12 protein-coding genes are annotated in these 16,858 nt (G+C 57.3%); 10 read left to right on the forward strand and 2 right to left on the reverse strand.

Translation table 11 applies throughout. The annotated features are described in order from the left end of the window. The first annotated feature begins 52 nt into the window (after positions 1–52). The 6 genes from ACFSKT_RS02245 (at position 53) to ACFSKT_RS02270 (ending at position 8,110) form a co-directional block, all read left to right on the forward strand. A complete protein-coding gene (locus ACFSKT_RS02245; RefSeq protein ID WP_377720176.1) occupies positions 53–1,042 on the forward strand; it encodes a quinone oxidoreductase family protein in 990 nt (329 codons plus the stop codon). 204 nt (positions 1,043–1,246) lie between these two features. Beyond that, positions 1,247–3,850 carry a putative bifunctional diguanylate cyclase/phosphodiesterase gene (locus ACFSKT_RS02250; RefSeq protein WP_377720177.1) on the forward strand — a complete coding sequence of 868 codons (2,604 nt, stop codon included), beginning with the start codon at positions 1,247–1,249 and terminating at the stop codon, positions 3,848–3,850. Continuing rightward, positions 3,837–5,099 (forward strand): ABC transporter substrate-binding protein, encoded by a 1,263-nt coding sequence (locus ACFSKT_RS02255; RefSeq protein ID WP_377720178.1) that lies wholly within the window; start codon positions 3,837–3,839, stop codon positions 5,097–5,099. Before ACFSKT_RS02250 ends, ACFSKT_RS02255 begins: the two co-directional genes overlap by 14 nt. Positions 5,100–5,247: 148 nt before the next feature. After that, entirely contained in the window at positions 5,248–6,216 is a 969-nt protein-coding gene (locus tag ACFSKT_RS02260) for a DNA polymerase beta superfamily protein (RefSeq protein WP_377720179.1), read from the forward strand. 15 nt (positions 6,217–6,231) lie between these two features. Next, positions 6,232–7,038 (forward strand): DNA polymerase beta superfamily protein, encoded by an 807-nt coding sequence (locus tag ACFSKT_RS02265; RefSeq protein ID WP_377720180.1) that lies wholly within the window; start codon positions 6,232–6,234, stop codon positions 7,036–7,038. Between the two features lie 91 nt (positions 7,039–7,129). Next, complete coding sequence (locus tag ACFSKT_RS02270; protein ID WP_377720181.1) at positions 7,130–8,110, forward strand: aldo/keto reductase; 981 nt, start codon at positions 7,130–7,132, stop codon at positions 8,108–8,110. 64 nt (positions 8,111–8,174) lie between these two features. Here ACFSKT_RS02270 and ACFSKT_RS02275 read toward each other — a convergent pair whose 3' ends face one another. Continuing rightward, the gene (locus tag ACFSKT_RS02275) at positions 8,175–8,651 is read right to left on the reverse strand and encodes a DUF2975 domain-containing protein (RefSeq protein WP_377720182.1); all 477 of its coding nucleotides are present in this window, start codon (positions 8,649–8,651) and stop codon (positions 8,175–8,177) included. 325 nt (positions 8,652–8,976) lie between these two features. Here ACFSKT_RS02275 and ACFSKT_RS02280 point away from each other — a divergent pair, with 325 nt between their 5' ends. From ACFSKT_RS02280 to ACFSKT_RS02295, 4 genes are all read left to right on the forward strand, one after another. Then, positions 8,977–10,392, forward strand: coding sequence for an alpha-L-fucosidase (locus tag ACFSKT_RS02280; protein WP_377720183.1), 1,416 nt, complete (start codon positions 8,977–8,979; stop codon positions 10,390–10,392). Positions 10,393–10,832: 440 nt separating this feature from the next. After that, positions 10,833–11,795: an ABC transporter permease gene (locus ACFSKT_RS02285; protein WP_377720184.1), complete on the forward strand. Its 963-nt coding sequence runs from the start codon at positions 10,833–10,835 to the stop codon at positions 11,793–11,795. Positions 11,796–11,810: 15 nt separating this feature from the next. Beyond that, positions 11,811–12,719: a carbohydrate ABC transporter permease gene (locus ACFSKT_RS02290; RefSeq protein WP_377720185.1), complete on the forward strand. Its 909-nt coding sequence runs from the start codon at positions 11,811–11,813 to the stop codon at positions 12,717–12,719. Between the two features lie 35 nt (positions 12,720–12,754). Continuing rightward, positions 12,755–14,419 carry an extracellular solute-binding protein gene (locus tag ACFSKT_RS02295; RefSeq protein ID WP_377720186.1) on the forward strand — a complete coding sequence of 555 codons (1,665 nt, stop codon included), beginning with the start codon at positions 12,755–12,757 and terminating at the stop codon, positions 14,417–14,419. A 71-nt stretch (positions 14,420–14,490) separates the two neighbouring features. On the opposite strand, the gene ACFSKT_RS02300 is transcribed toward ACFSKT_RS02295, so the two are convergent. Continuing rightward, positions 14,491–16,782: a helix-turn-helix domain-containing protein gene (locus ACFSKT_RS02300; protein WP_377720187.1), complete on the reverse strand. Its 2,292-nt coding sequence runs from the start codon at positions 16,780–16,782 to the stop codon at positions 14,491–14,493. Positions 16,783–16,858: the final 76 nt, after the last annotated feature.

The following is a 16,858-nucleotide window of genomic DNA, read 5'->3' on the forward strand; positions in this document are numbered from 1 at the left end:
TGGATGAGTTCTATAATCAACTCATTCCCATCCACCAAGGAGGCATTTTCCAATGAAATCCATTGTTATCGATCAACCGGCAGGACCCGCAGGCTTGCGCTTACGCGAGCTGCCCGATCTGCAGCCCGTACCGGGCATGCTGACCATCGACGTCGCGTACGCGGGGGTCGGTTATTTCGAAGTGCTGCTCAGCCGCGGCGAATTCGACGCCTTCTTCCCGATGCCGCTTACGCCGGGGCTCGAAGTGTCGGGCTATGTCCGTGCCATCGGGGAAGGCGTAGAAGGATTCTACGTCGGCCAGCCCGTCGCCGCGATGACGCTCCATCAGATGAACGGGTATGCCTCCGTGGCGAATGTCCGGCCGGATCTCGCGGTTCCGCTCGATCAATTAGGCGCGGATTTGGATTTGGCGACGGCGGCTGCCGCCATCGTCAATCTCACGACCGCGTATCTGGCCATCCGCGACGTCTATCGGTTGCGTACCGGCGACGACGTGCTGATCCATGCGGCGGTCGGCGGCTTAGGCGGGTTCTTGGGCCAAGTGGCGAGACACTTCGGCGCCGGCAAGGTGCTCGGAACCGTCGGTACAGCCGAGAAAACGAAGCTTGCCGCGAATTTCGGGTATGACGAATTGTTCCTCCGCGCCGAGTTTGCCGAACAGACCCTTCGCGCCACGGGCGGGAATGGCGTGCATGCCGTATTCGACCCGGTCGGAGGCGCGATGCGCAAACAGAGCTTGGACGTGCTTCGCCCGCTCGGGGAGCTCATCGTGGTCGGCAACGCGAGCGGCGATGAGGATGTGCCTCATTCCTATAACGGCATCTGGTTATCCAATCGGAAGATCGCCGGATTCACCTTGGGCGGGTTGAGCGACAGCAACCCGATCGAGACCGGGCAAGCGGCGAAGGAGGCGTTAAGCCTGCTGGCAAAGGGTGAGATTCATGCCGAGATCGAATCGGTGTACCCGATGGAAAAGGCGGCCGAGGCGCTGGCGCGTCTGGAAGAAGGAAAGACGGTCGGCAAGCTCGTGCTGCAAATGTAAGGTCTAACCTGTCTTTGAAGGACACAAAGCCATAATACCTAGAATGAATCCGCTCGTTGGGCGGATTTTTTTGTGTTCGCTCCTTTCTTGGCGGGAGACTCTTCCGCGCGACGTTGTGCATCGGCCACACCAAATTTTGTCTGTTATAACCGTGGTCTGAATGCCGATATATAGAAGAGATATTGCCAAAGGAAGTGAACAACAATGAGTGACTTCCAAACCGCGGGCCGGCGGTTGCTTCGAAAGAATGTCGCTTCGGTCCTGCTTGGACTGGCCGCCGGGCTGACCTTGGCGGCGCCTATCCACCTTGTGTTAGGCATCAAGATATATTTGGCCAGCCTGTTCTTGTATGCCGCGCTCCAGGTAGGCGGCTGGCAGCGGGCGGCGGGCATCGCCGTGATCGTGCATGCTGCTGCGGTGACGCTTCAGTTCGAGTCTGTCCTTCAGGCTGTACTGTCAATCGTAGAGATCTTGGGCGTGATCCTGTGGACGTTTCGGAAGAATAGGGGGTATTTGACGTCCGTCATCCTGTTCTGGCTCCTCGCGGGGATCCCCTCTTTACTCCTCATGATCGCCTTGACGGACAATACATTAACGCCGATGTTCCTGCTTCTGTTGGTCGTAATCGTGGTGAACGCGATGTTTAATGCGCTGGTCGTCGACGTTTGCACTAGGTATGTTCCCTATTTGAGATCGAAGGGCGCAGGCCGCATCCGATTGGCTCGCGTGATGATCGATTTGATGGTGTTCAGCATTATCGCATCCTCTTTCTTGTTCATCATAAATACCGGCCATATCGCGAAACGGAACATGATAAACGAGATGAACGATCAGGCCGCGTTAACGTCATCGCTTATCGAAGAAGCTTATCAGCAATGGTCCGACGACGAGAAAGAGGCGTTCGAGCTCCGAAGCCTGCTTCAAATCGGCTATTTTCAGGAGATCATCCGCCAGGCATCCGGCACGACGATCGATCAAGCGGCCTTATTTGATAACAATGGGGCCATGGTCCGCGCCATGAATTTCGAAACAACCCATCAGGCGCTGTTGTGGCTGGGCGATGGGAAATGGGATCCTTTAACAAGCGAGCTGTCCCGATGGGAATCGGAGGAACCGTTGTCGAAAATGCCGGACACTTACCGCAGAGACGCGGCATACGTGTATCGGCTGGATTTAGGGTCGCATACGCTCTTGCTGCGGCTGTCCACCGCGAAGTATGAACAGGAGGCGGTCAGTTACTTTCTGGCCCAGTCGGTCAACGTGCTCTATATCGCCCTGACCATCGGTTTTCTTGCTTTCTTCCTGCATCGGTTCGTCATCCGGTCGATTCGCTTGCTCGCGGCCATAACGACGGATTTGCCGCAGCAGATCCGCTCGGCCAAAACGACAGCGTGGTTCGATTCGAATATTGAAGAGATTTATATCCTTGTCCATAATTTCTCTTTCGTGACGGAGAAGCTGAAGCAAATGCTCCGGGAGTTTAAGAACCTGGCGCATCACGACCCATTAACGGGTCTGGCGAACCGTCGGCATTTCAACGAATTCGCGCATGAAGAATTGGATATGCGGAACGGGTCATTGGAATCGGCGGCGTTCATGTATATCGATCTGGACCGGTTCAAGCCGATTAACGACAAATACGGACATGCTGCCGGGGACGAACTGCTCGTGCAAGTCGCGAACCGGTTGCGGGAATTGGCGGGGGAAGAAGCATTCATTGCCCGGCTGGGCGGCGACGAATTCGTGATCGTCCTGCAGAATCGGGCTGAGGCGGACGTTCGGACGCTGGCCGAGGCGATCCGCGCGGATCTTCTTGAACCGTTCGCTTTAACGCAAGAGGAGGTCACGATCGGCGGTTCTATCGGAATTAGCTTGTACCCGCAAGATGGAAATCATGCGGAAGCTTTGATCAAACATGCCGATATCGCGATGTACGTAGCGAAAGAGAAGCGGGAAAGCTGTTTCGTCTTTTACGGCGAAATTAAATCGCGGCCGATGACCAGACTATTGAATCTCAAGCACGAGCTCCCGCTCGCCATCCAGCAGCAAGAGATCATGCTCCATTATCAGCCCATCATCGACGTGCAGACAGGCCGAGTGGTGATGATGGAGGCGCTCGCGCGCTGGTATCATCCGGATCACGGGTACATTTCCCCGCTGCAATTCATTCCGGCCGTCGAGGAGAACGGAATGATGGGTGTGCTCGGCGAGCACGTGCTGCAGCTCGCCTGCAGGCAAGCCAAGGCTTGGATGGACGATGGGCACGCCGCGGTGAAGATCAGCATCAATTTGTCCAAGTCCCAACTCGCCCACGAAGCGATCGCAGATCTCATCGAGCATACGCTGGCGGAAACGGGCTTGTCCGCGTCCATGTTGAACATCGAGGTGACGGAGGAGGCGTTCGCGCAAGACCTGGATCAGGTCGTCGCCACGCTGCGCCGGCTTCGAGCGCAGGGTATCGGGATATGGCTGGACGATTTCGGGACGGGCTATTCCTCGCTTCATCTGCTGGATATGCTGCCGATCGACGGTTTCAAGCTTGATCGCGATTTTGCGCGGCGCATTTCGGCGGAAAGCCGGTCGTTCGCCATCGTCAACCATATGACGAATTTGGCGGCGGAGCAGGGCTGGCAGATGATCGGAGAAGGCGTCGAAGACGAAGAGGCCGGGCTCCGGCTTACCGAAGCCGGATGCCACTTGCAACAAGGCTATCATTATGCCAAGCCGATGAGCGCCGATCAGCTTAAGGCATGGTTGGCAGAACAACAGGGGAAGGCTAAAGAGGGAGATGCCGATGAAACGAACTAAACAAAGGACGAGCCTGCTGCTCGGCTTCGCGCTGCTGGCCGGCTTAGCCGCGGCGTTCGGCATCAAGGGCGCCTCCGAATCATTCTCTGCGTATTCGCCGATACCAGCCGCCGCGAAGGAGCTTGCTGCGACGAGCAGCGAAGCGCCGGTCGAGCTCCGCATCTTGGCGGTCATATCGCCGGAAGAATGGTTGATCGCAGAGTACGAGAGGCTATATCCGGATCGCAAAATCGTGTGGGAGCAGGCGGCGATTGGCGAGGATTTTATCCATAAGCTGGCGGCTGATCCTGCTCCGGATATCATCATCGCCGAAAACGCGCAGGCGAACGATCTTGTCGCGTTTGATCTGTTCGAAGACCTCGGGCAAGCGCCATACAAGGCTGCAGAGCGCATTCAGAACGATTGGTTCAATGGATTGACTTTGTCGCCGTTTCGTTCGCTGGACGGCCAATCGCTGATTGCCATTCCGAAGGACTACCCGATGATGGGCACGTTCTACCGGGCGGACATATTGGCGCAATATGGCTTTCCTGCGGAGCCGGAGGCGCTCGCGACTTTCATGGAAGACCCGGCCAATTGGCTGCGGATGGCGAAGACGCTCCAAGCCGCTGGACACTCCATCATGACCAACGGTACGGATATTCTGAACCTCGGCGCGGCAGGCAAAGGGTTTTTCACGCCACAGGGCGGCTACGCGCGGAATACCCCCGACTTGATACCGATCGCGTCGGTCATGTTGGAAGCCGAACAAGCTCAATTGCCGTCGTTCCTGAACATGTGGGACGAACTCGGACAGCAAGCAATCCGCGACGAAAAGCTGATCATGCTATATATGGGCGAATGGGGCGGCGACCTGTTGAAGGAGTGGGATCCCGAGCACGCGGATCAATGGGCATTCACGAGACTGCCGTTCAATGCTTACGCGGTTCATGGCGGCACGTATTACGCCATCTTGGAGGCAAGCGCGAACAAAAAGGCGGCATGGGACTACATTCGGTTATCGTTGGAGCAGGAGACGAATTACCGTGAAAACCGGCCCGGTTGGAAGTGGATGGCGGAGATGAACGATTATTGGCCATCGCCGCTAGCCGGGACAGCCGAGGAGATCTGGTACAAGCACATGTATGAACCTCGTCCGGCCGGTTTAACGGCGACTCAATTGTTGAGCGCAATCAAGGCACGCACGATGGAAAAGCTGGGGGGCGAACTGCAGGTCCTGCGGGAGGTCGTCCAGACGCACGGGGAATAAGTTCGGACTTCTTTAAATCCTATTGAAAAGAACCGCTGCCAGCTGCAGCGGTTCTTTTTTGTTGGACCGAATTTTAAAAAAAGGAACCGGTCGGGGACTATGGAATAAGTATGGAGCCCTAAAACAAGCGTAGGAGGCCGATGATGCGATGGTGAAATACAATCAAATGTCAGCTGAAGAGCTCCGGCTCTATTTCGAGCCGCAGACGATACTGCGCACGATTACGGGTTCGACGGCCTACGGGCTGAACACGGCGACCTCCGACGTGGATGAGAAGTCCGTCGTGATTCTCCCGAAGCGGGATATCTTCGATTTGTCGCAAGAGTTCGAGACCGTGGTCGCCCATGCGCCGGACCATGAATATCACGCGCTCAAGAAGTTCATGAATCTCGCCAACACGCAAAATCCGACGGTGCTCGAAATTCTGTTTACGGAGGAACGGTTCGTCACGAAGATCATGAAGCACGGCGAGGAGCTTCGCAAGCAGCGTGATCTGTTCCTGAGCGCCGCCTGCTTCGACAGCTTCGGGGGCTACGCGCGCCAACAGCTGATGCGGATTAAGAGCGGTCTGGGCCGGGCGACGATCGAGGACAACGTGACGCATCTGACCGAGACGCTGGAGCGGATCATTCGAACCTTCGACCTGCATTATCCCGGATATCAGGACGGCGTGTTCGCGATTCGCGGGGTCAAGGTCGACGACGATGGCAAGGCGGCGATCGAGCTAACCGTACATTACGAAGGCCTGGAGCTGAAGCAGCTGGCTGGCATGACGGCCGAGCTGACGAACGCGAGCAAGAACTTCAATAAGATGGGCGCGCGCAACAAGCGGCCGGAAGAGAAGCTCGAGAAGCATGCGATGCATTTGATCCGCTTGTTGAAGATGGCGATCGAGGTGCTGACCACGGGCAGGCTGCATGTGTTTCGGGAGAAGGATCGGGACGAGCTTCTGAGCATCAGGCAAGGAAACTATTCGTGGGACGAGATCTTCGAGATGGTGGCGGAGCTGGAAACGCGGCTGCGGGCGGCCAAGGCGGCGACGGTACTGCCCGCTTCGACGGATGCCCGCAAGATCGGCGAGCTGTATACCGATCTCATGCTGGACTGGTACCGTTAAGGAGGAGGATCGTCCATGCTCGAAGAGGCGCAGCGATTCATCGCGAACAAGACCGGATCGGCCGAGCTGGCGAACGGACTCATCTATGTCTGCCAGGCCGGTTCCGTCATTAGCGGGACGAACGACGAGACGTCGGATCTCGATCTTCGGGGCATCGTGCTCTTGGACGCGAATGATGTGCTTGGACTGAAAAGTTTTGAGCATACGAAGCTTGTCGGGGGAGCGGGCAAAATCAACGCGGCGGATGATCTCGACATCGAATTATTCAGTCCCCGCCACTTGATCAAGGAAGCCTATTACGGCGAAATGGTGCCGTTCGAAATGATGTACGTGTCCGAACGGTTCCAGCTGCTTCGCGACGAGCGGGTCCTGCCGATTCTGGAAGCGCGCGAACTCTTCCTGTCCAAGGCGCTGGTCAAGCGATATATCGGCTTCATCAAAGGGTGCTGCAAGCGCGCATTGGTGCCGGCCGCCAGTCTGAAGCGTCCGGACAAAATCGCGCGCGTCGAACGATACGGCTACGAGACCAAGGAAGCGATGAACGCGATCAAATGCTCGCGCCTCATGATCGAGCTTCTGGATACCGGCGACATCCAGCTCTATCGCCGCGACCGCGAGGAGCTGCTGGATATTAAGCGCGGTAAATATAAGCCGGCCGAATATCTCGCCATCATCGACGAGTTGATCGTGGAGCTGGAGTCCAAGCTGCAAGCAAGCGTTAAACTTGACAGCCTGCCTGACTTTGAGCGGGTGAATGCTTTCTTGAAAGCGTACACGATGCGGATATACAAGCTTGGTTATCTCGACAACGCAGGTGAATAAACCGAATAAGGCTTGACTTGGAGTGAACTCCAGATGCGATAATAGCTGCGCATGCATCACCATCTTCGATTTGGAAAGCGAGGAAAGATCTGTGGAATACGTGAAACTCGGCAATACCGGTTTGGATGTCTCTCGGATTTGCCTGGGCTGCATGAGCTTCGGCGATGTCGAGCGTTGGAACCATCCCTGGCTGCTGGACGAAGAGAACAGCCGTCCTTTGATAAAGAAGGCGCTGGATCTGGGCATTAACTTCTTCGATACGGCGAATATCTATTCCACCGGGGCGAGCGAAGAGATCGTCGGCCGCGCGCTCAAGGATTACGCGAACCGCGACGAGGTCGTCATCGCGACGAAGGTGTTCTTCCGGATGAGTCCGGGACCGAACGGCGCCGGGCTGTCCCGCAAAGCGATCCTGAGCGAGATCGATAACAGCTTGAAGCGGCTCGGGACGGAGTATGTGGATCTGTACCAAATTCACCGCTGGGATTACAACACGCCGATCGAGGAGACGATGGAGGCGCTGCATGATGTCGTGAAAGCCGGCAAAGCCCGGTATATCGGCGCTTCGGCCATGTACGCGTGGCAGTTCCAGAAGGCGCTGCACGTCGCCGAGCGGCATGGCTGGACCCGGTTCGTCGCGATGCAGAATCATCTCAACCTGATCTACCGCGAAGAGGAGCGGGAGATGATGCCGCTGTGCAAGGAGGAGAAGATTGCCGTAATCCCGTACAGCCCGCTCGCATCGGGACGGTTGGCCCGCGAATGGTCTGTCGTCACGCCGCGCTCCGAGACGGATCCCGCCCAGAAAATGAAATACGACGCGACGGCGGACATCGACCGCGTCATCGCGGACCGGGTGAGCGCCATCGCGGAGCAGCGCGGCGTACCGCGCGCCCAAGTCGCGCTGGCATGGCTGCTGCAGAAAGAGCCGGTGACCGCTCCGATTATCGGCGCAACCCAGATCGCCCATATCGAAGAAGCGGTCGGAGCGCTCGACGTCACGTTAACGCCGGAAGAAATCGCGTCGCTCGAAGAGCTGTACGTGCCGCATAAAGTGGTCGGCGCGCTATAATCGCAAGCCAGTAATATGAACAGTAAAGAGGTGCACCGAATGGGTGCGCCTCTTTGTCGTCGCTTCATATGATGGCATCGTTCTCGGATTTGAACGCGATGGCCGATTGCCAAACCCGCTGAAGCACGAAGGCAAATACCCCGATAACCGCGGAAGCGAAGATGATGATCAGCCCGAGAGCGGCGAGACCTGGCGCATCATCGTCCTGTGCGATCCATAATAAGAACGGCATGATGGCCGCAAACAAAACACTGATCGCCGCTGCGCAATTTCTTATTTTCTTCAGCCTGCTGATCGCGTTTTCCGAGAACGCTTGGTTCCTGTCAATCAATCGCAATAACTGAAAAGCCTGATGCAGCGCAATGAAATACGGCAGCGCCGCCGCGTAAATGCCGATGAAGACCGGATATAGCCAAATAGCCGGAAAACGGTCGGTCGCTTCGTTTGCGATCGATGGCAAGCCAATGAAGCACAAGGCTGCTATCGGAATGGCCATGGCTATAACCACTGCTTTCAAAAAGAACGTAGCTCCTCGTTTCATGATCAATACCTCGCTTCGGATTGTCTTTTTAATCTAACACATCATTTATCGTAAATCAATATATTTAGATTGTTATCTAATATGGAATTGTCGTTTTATCGTGCTTTGGCGACTATACAGATCAAAATCCACATGTTGCAATTGAAGAGAAGTCCACATCCTCCACCTGTCGCATGGCTAGTCCAAAGGAAAAAGCATACCCGCCGAAAATCACACATTGAGCGGTGAGGGGGCGCTCGTTATGCTCATGGAGAACATGCCTGCAACCAGACGTCAAACTTAGAATCAGCGATAGACAAGGAAAAAGAAGCAGGGAGGAAAATCCATGAGCGAGCATACCGCGCAGCAAACAACCGAACAGGAGGAGCAGCGCCCCAACCACGAGGTCGCGCAAGGCGTACACAATTTCAGCAGCGAGGCCCAATGGGTGAAGCCGGAGGATCCGCTGCTGCTCGAGCGGCTGGAATGGTTCCAGGATCAGAAGCTGGCGCTCATGATGCACTGGGGGCCATATTCGCAGCTGGGACTGGTGGAGTCGTGGGCGCTGAGCGACGAGGACGGTGATTGGTCGCGCAGCGACATCGATTGGACCGATGATATGGAGGACTTCAAGCGCCAGTACTTCGACCTGAACAAGACCTTCAATCCGATCCGGTTCCAGCCCGACGCATGGGCGGAGGCCGCGGCCGAAGGCGGGTTCAAGTACCTCATCTTCACGACGAAGCATCACGATGGGTTCTGTATGTGGGATACGCATACGACGGACTATCGGATAACCGGACCGGATACGCCGTTCCACGCGCACCGCTACGCCGATGTGTGCCGGAATTTGTTCGACGCGTTCCGCTCGCATGGGCTTGCCATCGCGGCGTACTTCTCCAAGGCGGATTGGCATACGCCTTACTACTGGGCGCCGGGCATGGCGCGCGGCCGCCATATGTGGCGCGGGCCATCGTACGATCCGCAGGCATACCCTTGGCTGTGGGAGCGGTTCGTGCAATTCACGCACGAGCAGATCATGGAGCTGATGACCCGCTACGGCCGCATCGACGTGCTGTGGCTGGATGCCGGATGGGTCAACGCCGAGCGGCGGGGACAGGACATCCGGTTGGGCGAGGTAATCGGGCGCGCGCGGGAGAAGCAGCCTTGGCTGCTGTCGGCGGACCGGACGGTGGGCGGACCGTATGAGAATTACGTGACGCCGGAGCAAACGATCCCCGACCGACCGCTGCACGTCCCATGGGAAAGCTGTATCACGATGGGCAACTCGTTCTCCTTCGGCTACGGCGAGCGGTATAAATCGACTCGTCAGCTGGTACATATTCTGCTCGAGGTCGTGGCCAAAGGCGGCAATTTGGCGCTGAACGTCGGACCGCAGCCGGACGGCCGGCTTCCCGCGGAAGCGATGCGGCGGATGAAGGAGCTCGGCGTCTGGATGAAGCGTTACGGCGAAGCCGTCTATGGGACGCGGATCTGTGCGCCATACTTCACCGGCTCTTGCGCGTTCACCCGCAAGGGAGAGACGGTATATGCCTCGTATTTGTATCCAAGCGAGGACACGCCCGTACCGGATTACGTGCCGCTTCCCTATAGGGAGCCGATCGCGTCGGTGGAACTGATCGGGCAGACGGGCCAATTGGACTTCACCCGGACGGAGGACGGCCTACTCGTCAAGCTGCCGCTCGGCGAACGTACGGGAATTGCGCCGATCGCGCACGTGTTCCGGTTGACAAGACCGTGAGAATTAATAGGTAGACATGTCGCCAGACATCATCAACAGCCGGTCATTCCGATCGGCTGTTTTTGTTCGCTCCTGCGCAGGCCGGGAGTTGAGAGATCCAGCGTCGTTTGGCTTTGATATGTGAAATTCGCCATCGCATACCTTACATGCCATTTGCTTTGATCCACCTTTGATAACGCATACACTCGCGCAGACCTCACATTGTTGTTTTTGCCCAGCGAGCATTTCATCGCAAGAACGGCGCAAAAACAACACACGATTCGATTGTCAGACGGAAATGCAATTCGTACCAATGACGCTGTGTTAAGCGGTTTCAAAGCAAATCGAAAATGACATATTTACCGGCCTTCATCCGGTCGGCTACTGTTAATGGTGTAAGCGTCAGACAAGTTTACACGACGCACTCCAGTTTGCGACCAACCGATGAGAGGAGTGATCCGATGCCGAATACGAATGCGGCCGCAAGCGGCGTCGCGCTATCGAGTCCGGCGAAGACGAGGAAAGGGACTTGGAAGAAAATCGCGCGCAATTGGGAGCTGTATCTGTTTATCGCCCCCGCCTCTTTCTACTTTCTTATTTTCTCGTACGGCCCGATGTACGGCATCCAGATTGCGTTCAAGAGCTACATCCCGACCAAAGGCATATTCGGAAGTCCATGGGTCGGCTTCGATCATTTCGTCCGGTTCTTCCAATCGTACTACTTCTGGGACTTGATCTGGAATACGCTGAGCATCAGCCTGTACGAGCTGGCCGTCGGGTTTCCGATTCCGATCATCCTGGCGCTGGCCTTCAACGAGGTGAGGAACGGCTTCTTCAAGAAGCTGGCGCAGACCGTGACGTACGCGCCGCACTTCATCTCTGTCGTCGTCATGGCGGGGATGATCATCTCGTTCCTGTCTCCGTCGACGGGCATCCTCATCCGGATGATCGAATGGCTCGGGTTCACGGCGCCTGACCTGCTTACGGATCCGCGATGGTTCAAGACGATGTACGTGCTGTCGGGCGTCTGGCAGAGCGCCGGCTGGGGGACGATCATTTATTTGGCGGCGCTATCGGGCGTCGATCCGGGATTGCACGAGGCGGCGATCATCGACGGCGCTTCCCGCTTCCAGCGCGTTCGCCACATCAATATCCCGACGCTGCTCCCGACGATGACGATCCTGCTTATTTTGAACATGGGCAGTCTGTTCGGCGTCGGGTTCGAGAAAATCCTGCTGCTGCAAAATCCGCTCAACATGAGCAGCTCGGACGTCATCTCGACGTACGTGTACCGATCGGGTCTGGTCGATGCCCAGTACAGCTTCTCGACGGCGATCGGCTTGTTCAACTCGGTCATCAACGCGATTCTGCTCGTCGTCGTCAATCAGATCGTCCGACGGACGAGCGAGAATAGCCTGTGGTAGAGAGGAGGGACGCGCATGCTGTCCGGCGTCAGAGAAACCAAACGCGATAAGCTGTTCCTATTCTGCAATACCTTGTACGTGCTGATCGCCTTCCTGATCGTATTCTACCCGGTCGTCTACATGGTGAGCGCTTCGATCAGCAATCCGAAGCTGGTCGCCTCGGGCGAGATGTGGCTGTGGCCAAGGGACATCACGTTCGACGGGTACAAAAGGGTGTTCGCCAACTCGAATATATGGGTGGGCTATACGAACACGCTGATCTACACGATCGTCGGCACCGCCATTAACCTACTCGTCACGCTGCCCGCCGCCTACGCGCTCAGCCGGAAGGATTTCGTCGGCCGCCATTTCTTCACCGGCATGTTCATGGTGACGATGTTCTTCGGCGGCGGCCTCGTGCCGACTTATCTGCTCGTGAAGCAGCTCGGCATGATCGATACGATGTGGGCGATCGTCATCCCGTCCGCCGCGTCGATCTGGAATATCATCGTCTCTCGCACGTTCTTCCAAAGCTCCATTCCAAGAGAGCTGCAAGAAGCCGCGCTCATCGACGGAGCTACCAATATGAAGCTGTTCGTCCGGATTGTTCTGCCGCTGTCGATGCCGATTATCGCCGTCATGGCGTTGTTCTACGGCGTCGGCAACTGGAACAGCTACTTCTCGGCGTTGATCTACTTGAACGATGCCGCCAAATATCCGCTGCAGCTCGTACTGCGCCAAATCCTCGTGCTTCAGGAGATGGGCGCGCAGGGCGGCGGGGCGATCGACGCCTCCACGGCGGCCGCCATGAACACGAAGGCGGAGATCGCGGCGCTCGTCCGCTACGCGGTCATCATCGTGGCGACGCTGCCGGTCATCCTGATTTATCCATTCCTTCAACGCTATTTCGTACAGGGTGTTATGATTGGTTCTATTAAGGGCTGATCGTTGCCATAACCAATTTCGAGGGGGAGATTACGATGAAACATCTTCGCAAAGCCTCATTCGCGCTGCTCTGCGTCACCTTGACCGCTTCTACGCTCGCGGCCTGCAGCTCGTCCAACGAAACAGGGAACAATGCCGGCTCCGGCAAGGCGGACGCGCCGAATGCGTCGGAAGCGTCCAACGGGGCAGGCGCGGGGAACGCGGAAGGCGTCAAAGGCGTCAACAAAGAAGGCTTCCCGATCGTGGAGGAGCCGATCACGCTGACGATGATGTCGCAGGATGCCGGGGTGGCGGACTGGAACAGCATGATCGTGCTGCAGGAGATGGAGAAGAAGAGCGGCATCAAGTTCAATTACCAGCTGGCGCCGATCGACAGCTTCGCCTCGAAGAAGAACCTCGTTTTCGCCAGCGGCGACCTGCCCGACGTCTTCTACGCGGCCGACCTGACGCCTGCCGAGCAGGTCACCTATGGGACGCAAGGCGCCCTGATCCCGCTCGAGAAATATATCGACGAAGGCTATGCGCCGAACATCAAGAAGCTGTTCGACGAGAATCCGGACGTGCGCAAGTCGTTCACGACGCCGGACGGCCATATGTACGCGCTGCCGTTCGTCGACCTCTCGGCCGTCTGGTACCGCAGCCCGATGTGGTATAACGGGAAGTTCCTCAAGGCGCTGAACGTCACGGAGCTGCCGAAGACGACCGATGAGCTGTACGCCTTCCTGAAGCGCGTCAAGACGGAGGACCCGAACGGCAACGGGAAGCCGGACGAAATCCCGCTCACGTCCGTCAAGCTCGACGATCTGCGCATGTTCTTCTTCGGCTTCTGGGGCATGTACGACGAGACGATCTATGCGGACAAGGACGGCAAAGTCCACTATTCGCCGCAGGAAGAGGGCTATAAGGGCTACTTGACCTTCTTGAACAAGCTGTGGAACGAAGAGCTGCTTGATCACGAGACGTTCTCGCAGACGTCCGATCAGAAGAAGGCGAAAGGGCAGAACAACCAGATCGCGTTGTTCAACGACTACTTCCCGTACTTCACGCTGGGCGGCGAGCCGAGCGGCGACAATCCGCTCATGACGCCGGTCAAGAGCGAGATCGAAGGCAGTCCGGTATACGGCAAGCATCCGGGCATGTCCGCCAACGGCACGTTCGCGATCTCGAGCAAGAACCCCGCGCCGGAAGCGACGATGCGCTGGATCGATTACCTGTACAGCTACGAGGGCGCGACGTTCTTCAACCAAGGACCGGAGAACACCCTCTGGAAATACACGAACCCGGATACCCGCGAGAAGGAATGGCTGCCGGTGCCGGGCGGCGGCGACCGGGAGGAGTACCGCGGCACGATTACGCCGAACTTCGGCATCCTGACGCCTGGCGTCAATACGGGCGAGCTGGCCAAAGGGCTGCGCAGCGAATTCGACGACTGGATCGACAAGGAGACGCAGGAGAAGCTGGCGCCGATCGGCAAAGCGCCGTTCCCGAACGTGTACTTAACCAACGACGAGCAGACCGAAGCTACCGCCTTGCTGTCCGATCTGGATACGTACGTGCTGCAGATGGAAGCGAAGTTCATCACCGGGCAAGAGCCGCTCGCGAGCTGGGATAAGTACGTGGCGCAATTGAAGCAAATGGGCAGCGACCGGATCGCCGAGCTGTATCAAGGCGCTTACGACCGCTGGAATACGGGCAAATAATCACGTCGTACGCGAAGACGAATAGCCAGCCGTTCGGATGCAATACCCTGGCGGCTGGCTTATTCGATTCCTCATGCTTCTTCGGCCTCGCAGTCGGCATGGACCGAACCGGGCGGGGCGAATTGCTTGCGGTATTGGCCCGGGGTCAAGCCGGTCTCCTTCTTGAACTTGCGGATGAAATTCGGCGTGTCCACGTAGCCGACCTTCACGATGATGTCCTTGAGCGGTTCGCTCGTCGTCTCGAGCCGGTGCTTCACCTGCTCCATGCGCTTGTGCCACACATAGTGGACGAAATTGACGCCTCGTTTCTCCTTGAACGAGCGGCTCACGTGGGAAGGGGAGATGCCGAACTCGAGCGCGACGCTCTCCAGGCTCAGGTTCATATCCGCATAGTTCGCGTCGATGTAGGCGGCGATCCGGTCGATGACGGTCTGCTCTTCCTTCTGATGATGCTTCTCGACTTGGCTGCAAATTTGCGACGCGAGATGCAGCAGGGCGCGCTCCAATTGTTCCGGCGAAGGATGGAGCATGGCGTTCGGCGAGATCTCCTGCGCCATCCGGTGATAGCCCAGCTCCGACGCCGTCTTCAAGATCGTGTTCAACAGGTCGAAGGACATACAGCGCTTCAGCAGCGCGGACAGCTCCGCGGACTGCATATCGCGAACAGAAGCGTGGATAATTTGGGCGGTGACGTCGTAGCTGCCGAGCTTTAAGCTCTGCGAAAGCTTCAGCAGCGTGCCCGCCGGAATCCAGAACGCCTGATCCGGCGCATGCGACAGCTTCCCGAAGTAGGTGATGGCGCCGACGCCCGGTTCCTGGCGAAGCTCGAACGCCGAGCAGGCTTCGATGTAGGACTGGTTGATCTGATCGGGACTGTCGTAGCTGTTGCCCACGCCGATGATCGGCACGACTTCGAACGATGCCAGCAAACGGTCGCGCACGGCTTCGGCGATCTGCTGCAGCGGTGCGAATTCGTCGGCGTCGGGAGTCGGGTCGAAGCTGACGATAAGACCCAGCTGATCGAGCTGCGGCAGCTCGACGCCGTACCCGTGCGCCGAGAGGGCAGGCAGCTCCAGCTGATCGAGCAGTTTCGTCAATTGTCTGCGCGTCTTGATGCGATCGGGATCCGTATGCTCCCAGCCGATGACCAGGACGACATGGCGGCCGCGGTCGAAGCGGAGATTGAGCGCTTCCTGCAGCTCGGGCGTCAAGCTTTGGGCGTGGCCGTGCTTCAGCAGCAGGGACAGCACGTGATTGCGGGCGAACGGCTCCTGCAGGTCGACGCGCGAGCTGTATTCCCGCAGCGCGGTGCCGATGCGCTCCAGCTCATTGCCCGCTGGCGGCCGGGCGTCCGGTTTGCGATTCGGTTTGGCTCTTGAGGACGCCAGATCGACCAGCTTCGAGATCGGCCTGTATTGCATGCGGGCCATGAAGAGCGCGATCCCCGCCCCGGCAATGACGACGAGCGTGAAGAGCATCAGGATGATGCTGCGCACGTGCAGCACGCTGCCGAAAAATTGCGCGCTCGGCATCGCCGTCACGTACGTCCAGCCGTTCATATCGGATTTGACCGACACGATCGAATGGGCTTTGCCGTTCAAGCTGCGCTCGGTGATGCCCTGCGGCAAGGCGGCGAATAGAGCCGATTCCTCGGCGGAGTCGAGCGCCTCGCCTTGGTGGTTGTCGATCAGCACGCGGCCTTCGTTATCGAGTATGTAAGCAAGTCCCTGGTAGTTGCCGAGTATGGTATCGATCAGGCCGGCAAGCTCGGCTTCCTGAATCAGATACATGACGGTGCCGTGCGGATTCGGATTGTTGGGCGTAATCGGATTCAGATAGGCGAGCATCGATTCCTGGCGGCCGTTCGGCTTGCTTACGATGTCGGCCGGACGCATCGTCGGATACTTCACGCTGTTCAAGTTCTCGAAGAGCGTATCCTTATCCCAATTCCGGAAGCTGGTGTGATGAGCGAACACCTCGTAATCGTTCAAGCCTTTGCTCGAGTAGATTTTGTGGTCCTGATGAAAATACAAGTAGATTTCGCCGATGATGGAGCTGGTCGCCTTGTATTGGTCGAGGGCGGCGATGGCTTCGCCGCTCGTGATGGGGTCTCGCACCCGGTAAGGCGTCAAGCGTTTGTCGTAGGAAATGCGGGAGGCGATCTCGCCGAGCTCCTTCATCCGCCCGTCGATCACGACCTTGGCCTGCGATAATTGGGCAAGACGGGATTGTTCGATTTCGGAGCGCAAATTCGAGAGGGCATTGTGGTAGATAAGCGCGGTCAGACAGATGAGCGGAAGCAGCAAAATAAACAGATACGACCAAATATAGTTCAGAAATAGCTTCGATTTAAAGTAGGTCATTCTTCTTCAGTCTGCCTCCTTTGTCGAATCTCATATTCGTTTATGTTTACATGATAGCAACAATTTGGAGCGTTGA

The sequence above is a fragment of the Paenibacillus xanthanilyticus genome (genome assembly GCF_042682185.1).
GTDB classification, from domain to species: domain Bacteria; phylum Bacillota; class Bacilli; order Paenibacillales; family Paenibacillaceae; genus Paenibacillus_Z; species Paenibacillus_Z xanthanilyticus.

Bases quoted from the DNA above. Each gene is read 5' to 3' on its own strand.
- ACFSKT_RS02295 (WP_377720186.1), top strand. From the start codon at position 12,755: ATGAAACATCTTCGCAAAGCCTCATTCGCGCTGCTCTGCGTCACCTTG.
- ACFSKT_RS02275 (WP_377720182.1), bottom strand. From the start codon at position 8,651: ATGAAACGAGGAGCTACGTTCTTTTTGAAAGCAGTGGTTATAGCCATG.
- ACFSKT_RS02265 (WP_377720180.1), top strand. From the start codon at position 6,232: ATGCTCGAAGAGGCGCAGCGATTCATCGCGAACAAGACCGGATCGGCC.
- ACFSKT_RS02255 (WP_377720178.1), top strand. From the start codon at position 3,837: ATGAAACGAACTAAACAAAGGACGAGCCTGCTGCTCGGCTTCGCGCTG.
- ACFSKT_RS02300 (WP_377720187.1), bottom strand. From the start codon at position 16,782: ATGACCTACTTTAAATCGAAGCTATTTCTGAACTATATTTGGTCGTAT.
- ACFSKT_RS02250 (WP_377720177.1), top strand. From the start codon at position 1,247: ATGAGTGACTTCCAAACCGCGGGCCGGCGGTTGCTTCGAAAGAATGTC.
- ACFSKT_RS02285 (WP_377720184.1), top strand. From the start codon at position 10,833: ATGCCGAATACGAATGCGGCCGCAAGCGGCGTCGCGCTATCGAGTCCG.
- ACFSKT_RS02245 (WP_377720176.1), top strand. From the start codon at position 53: ATGAAATCCATTGTTATCGATCAACCGGCAGGACCCGCAGGCTTGCGC.
- ACFSKT_RS02280 (WP_377720183.1), top strand. From the start codon at position 8,977: ATGAGCGAGCATACCGCGCAGCAAACAACCGAACAGGAGGAGCAGCGC.
- ACFSKT_RS02290 (WP_377720185.1), top strand. From the start codon at position 11,811: ATGCTGTCCGGCGTCAGAGAAACCAAACGCGATAAGCTGTTCCTATTC.
- ACFSKT_RS02260 (WP_377720179.1), top strand. From the start codon at position 5,248: ATGGTGAAATACAATCAAATGTCAGCTGAAGAGCTCCGGCTCTATTTC.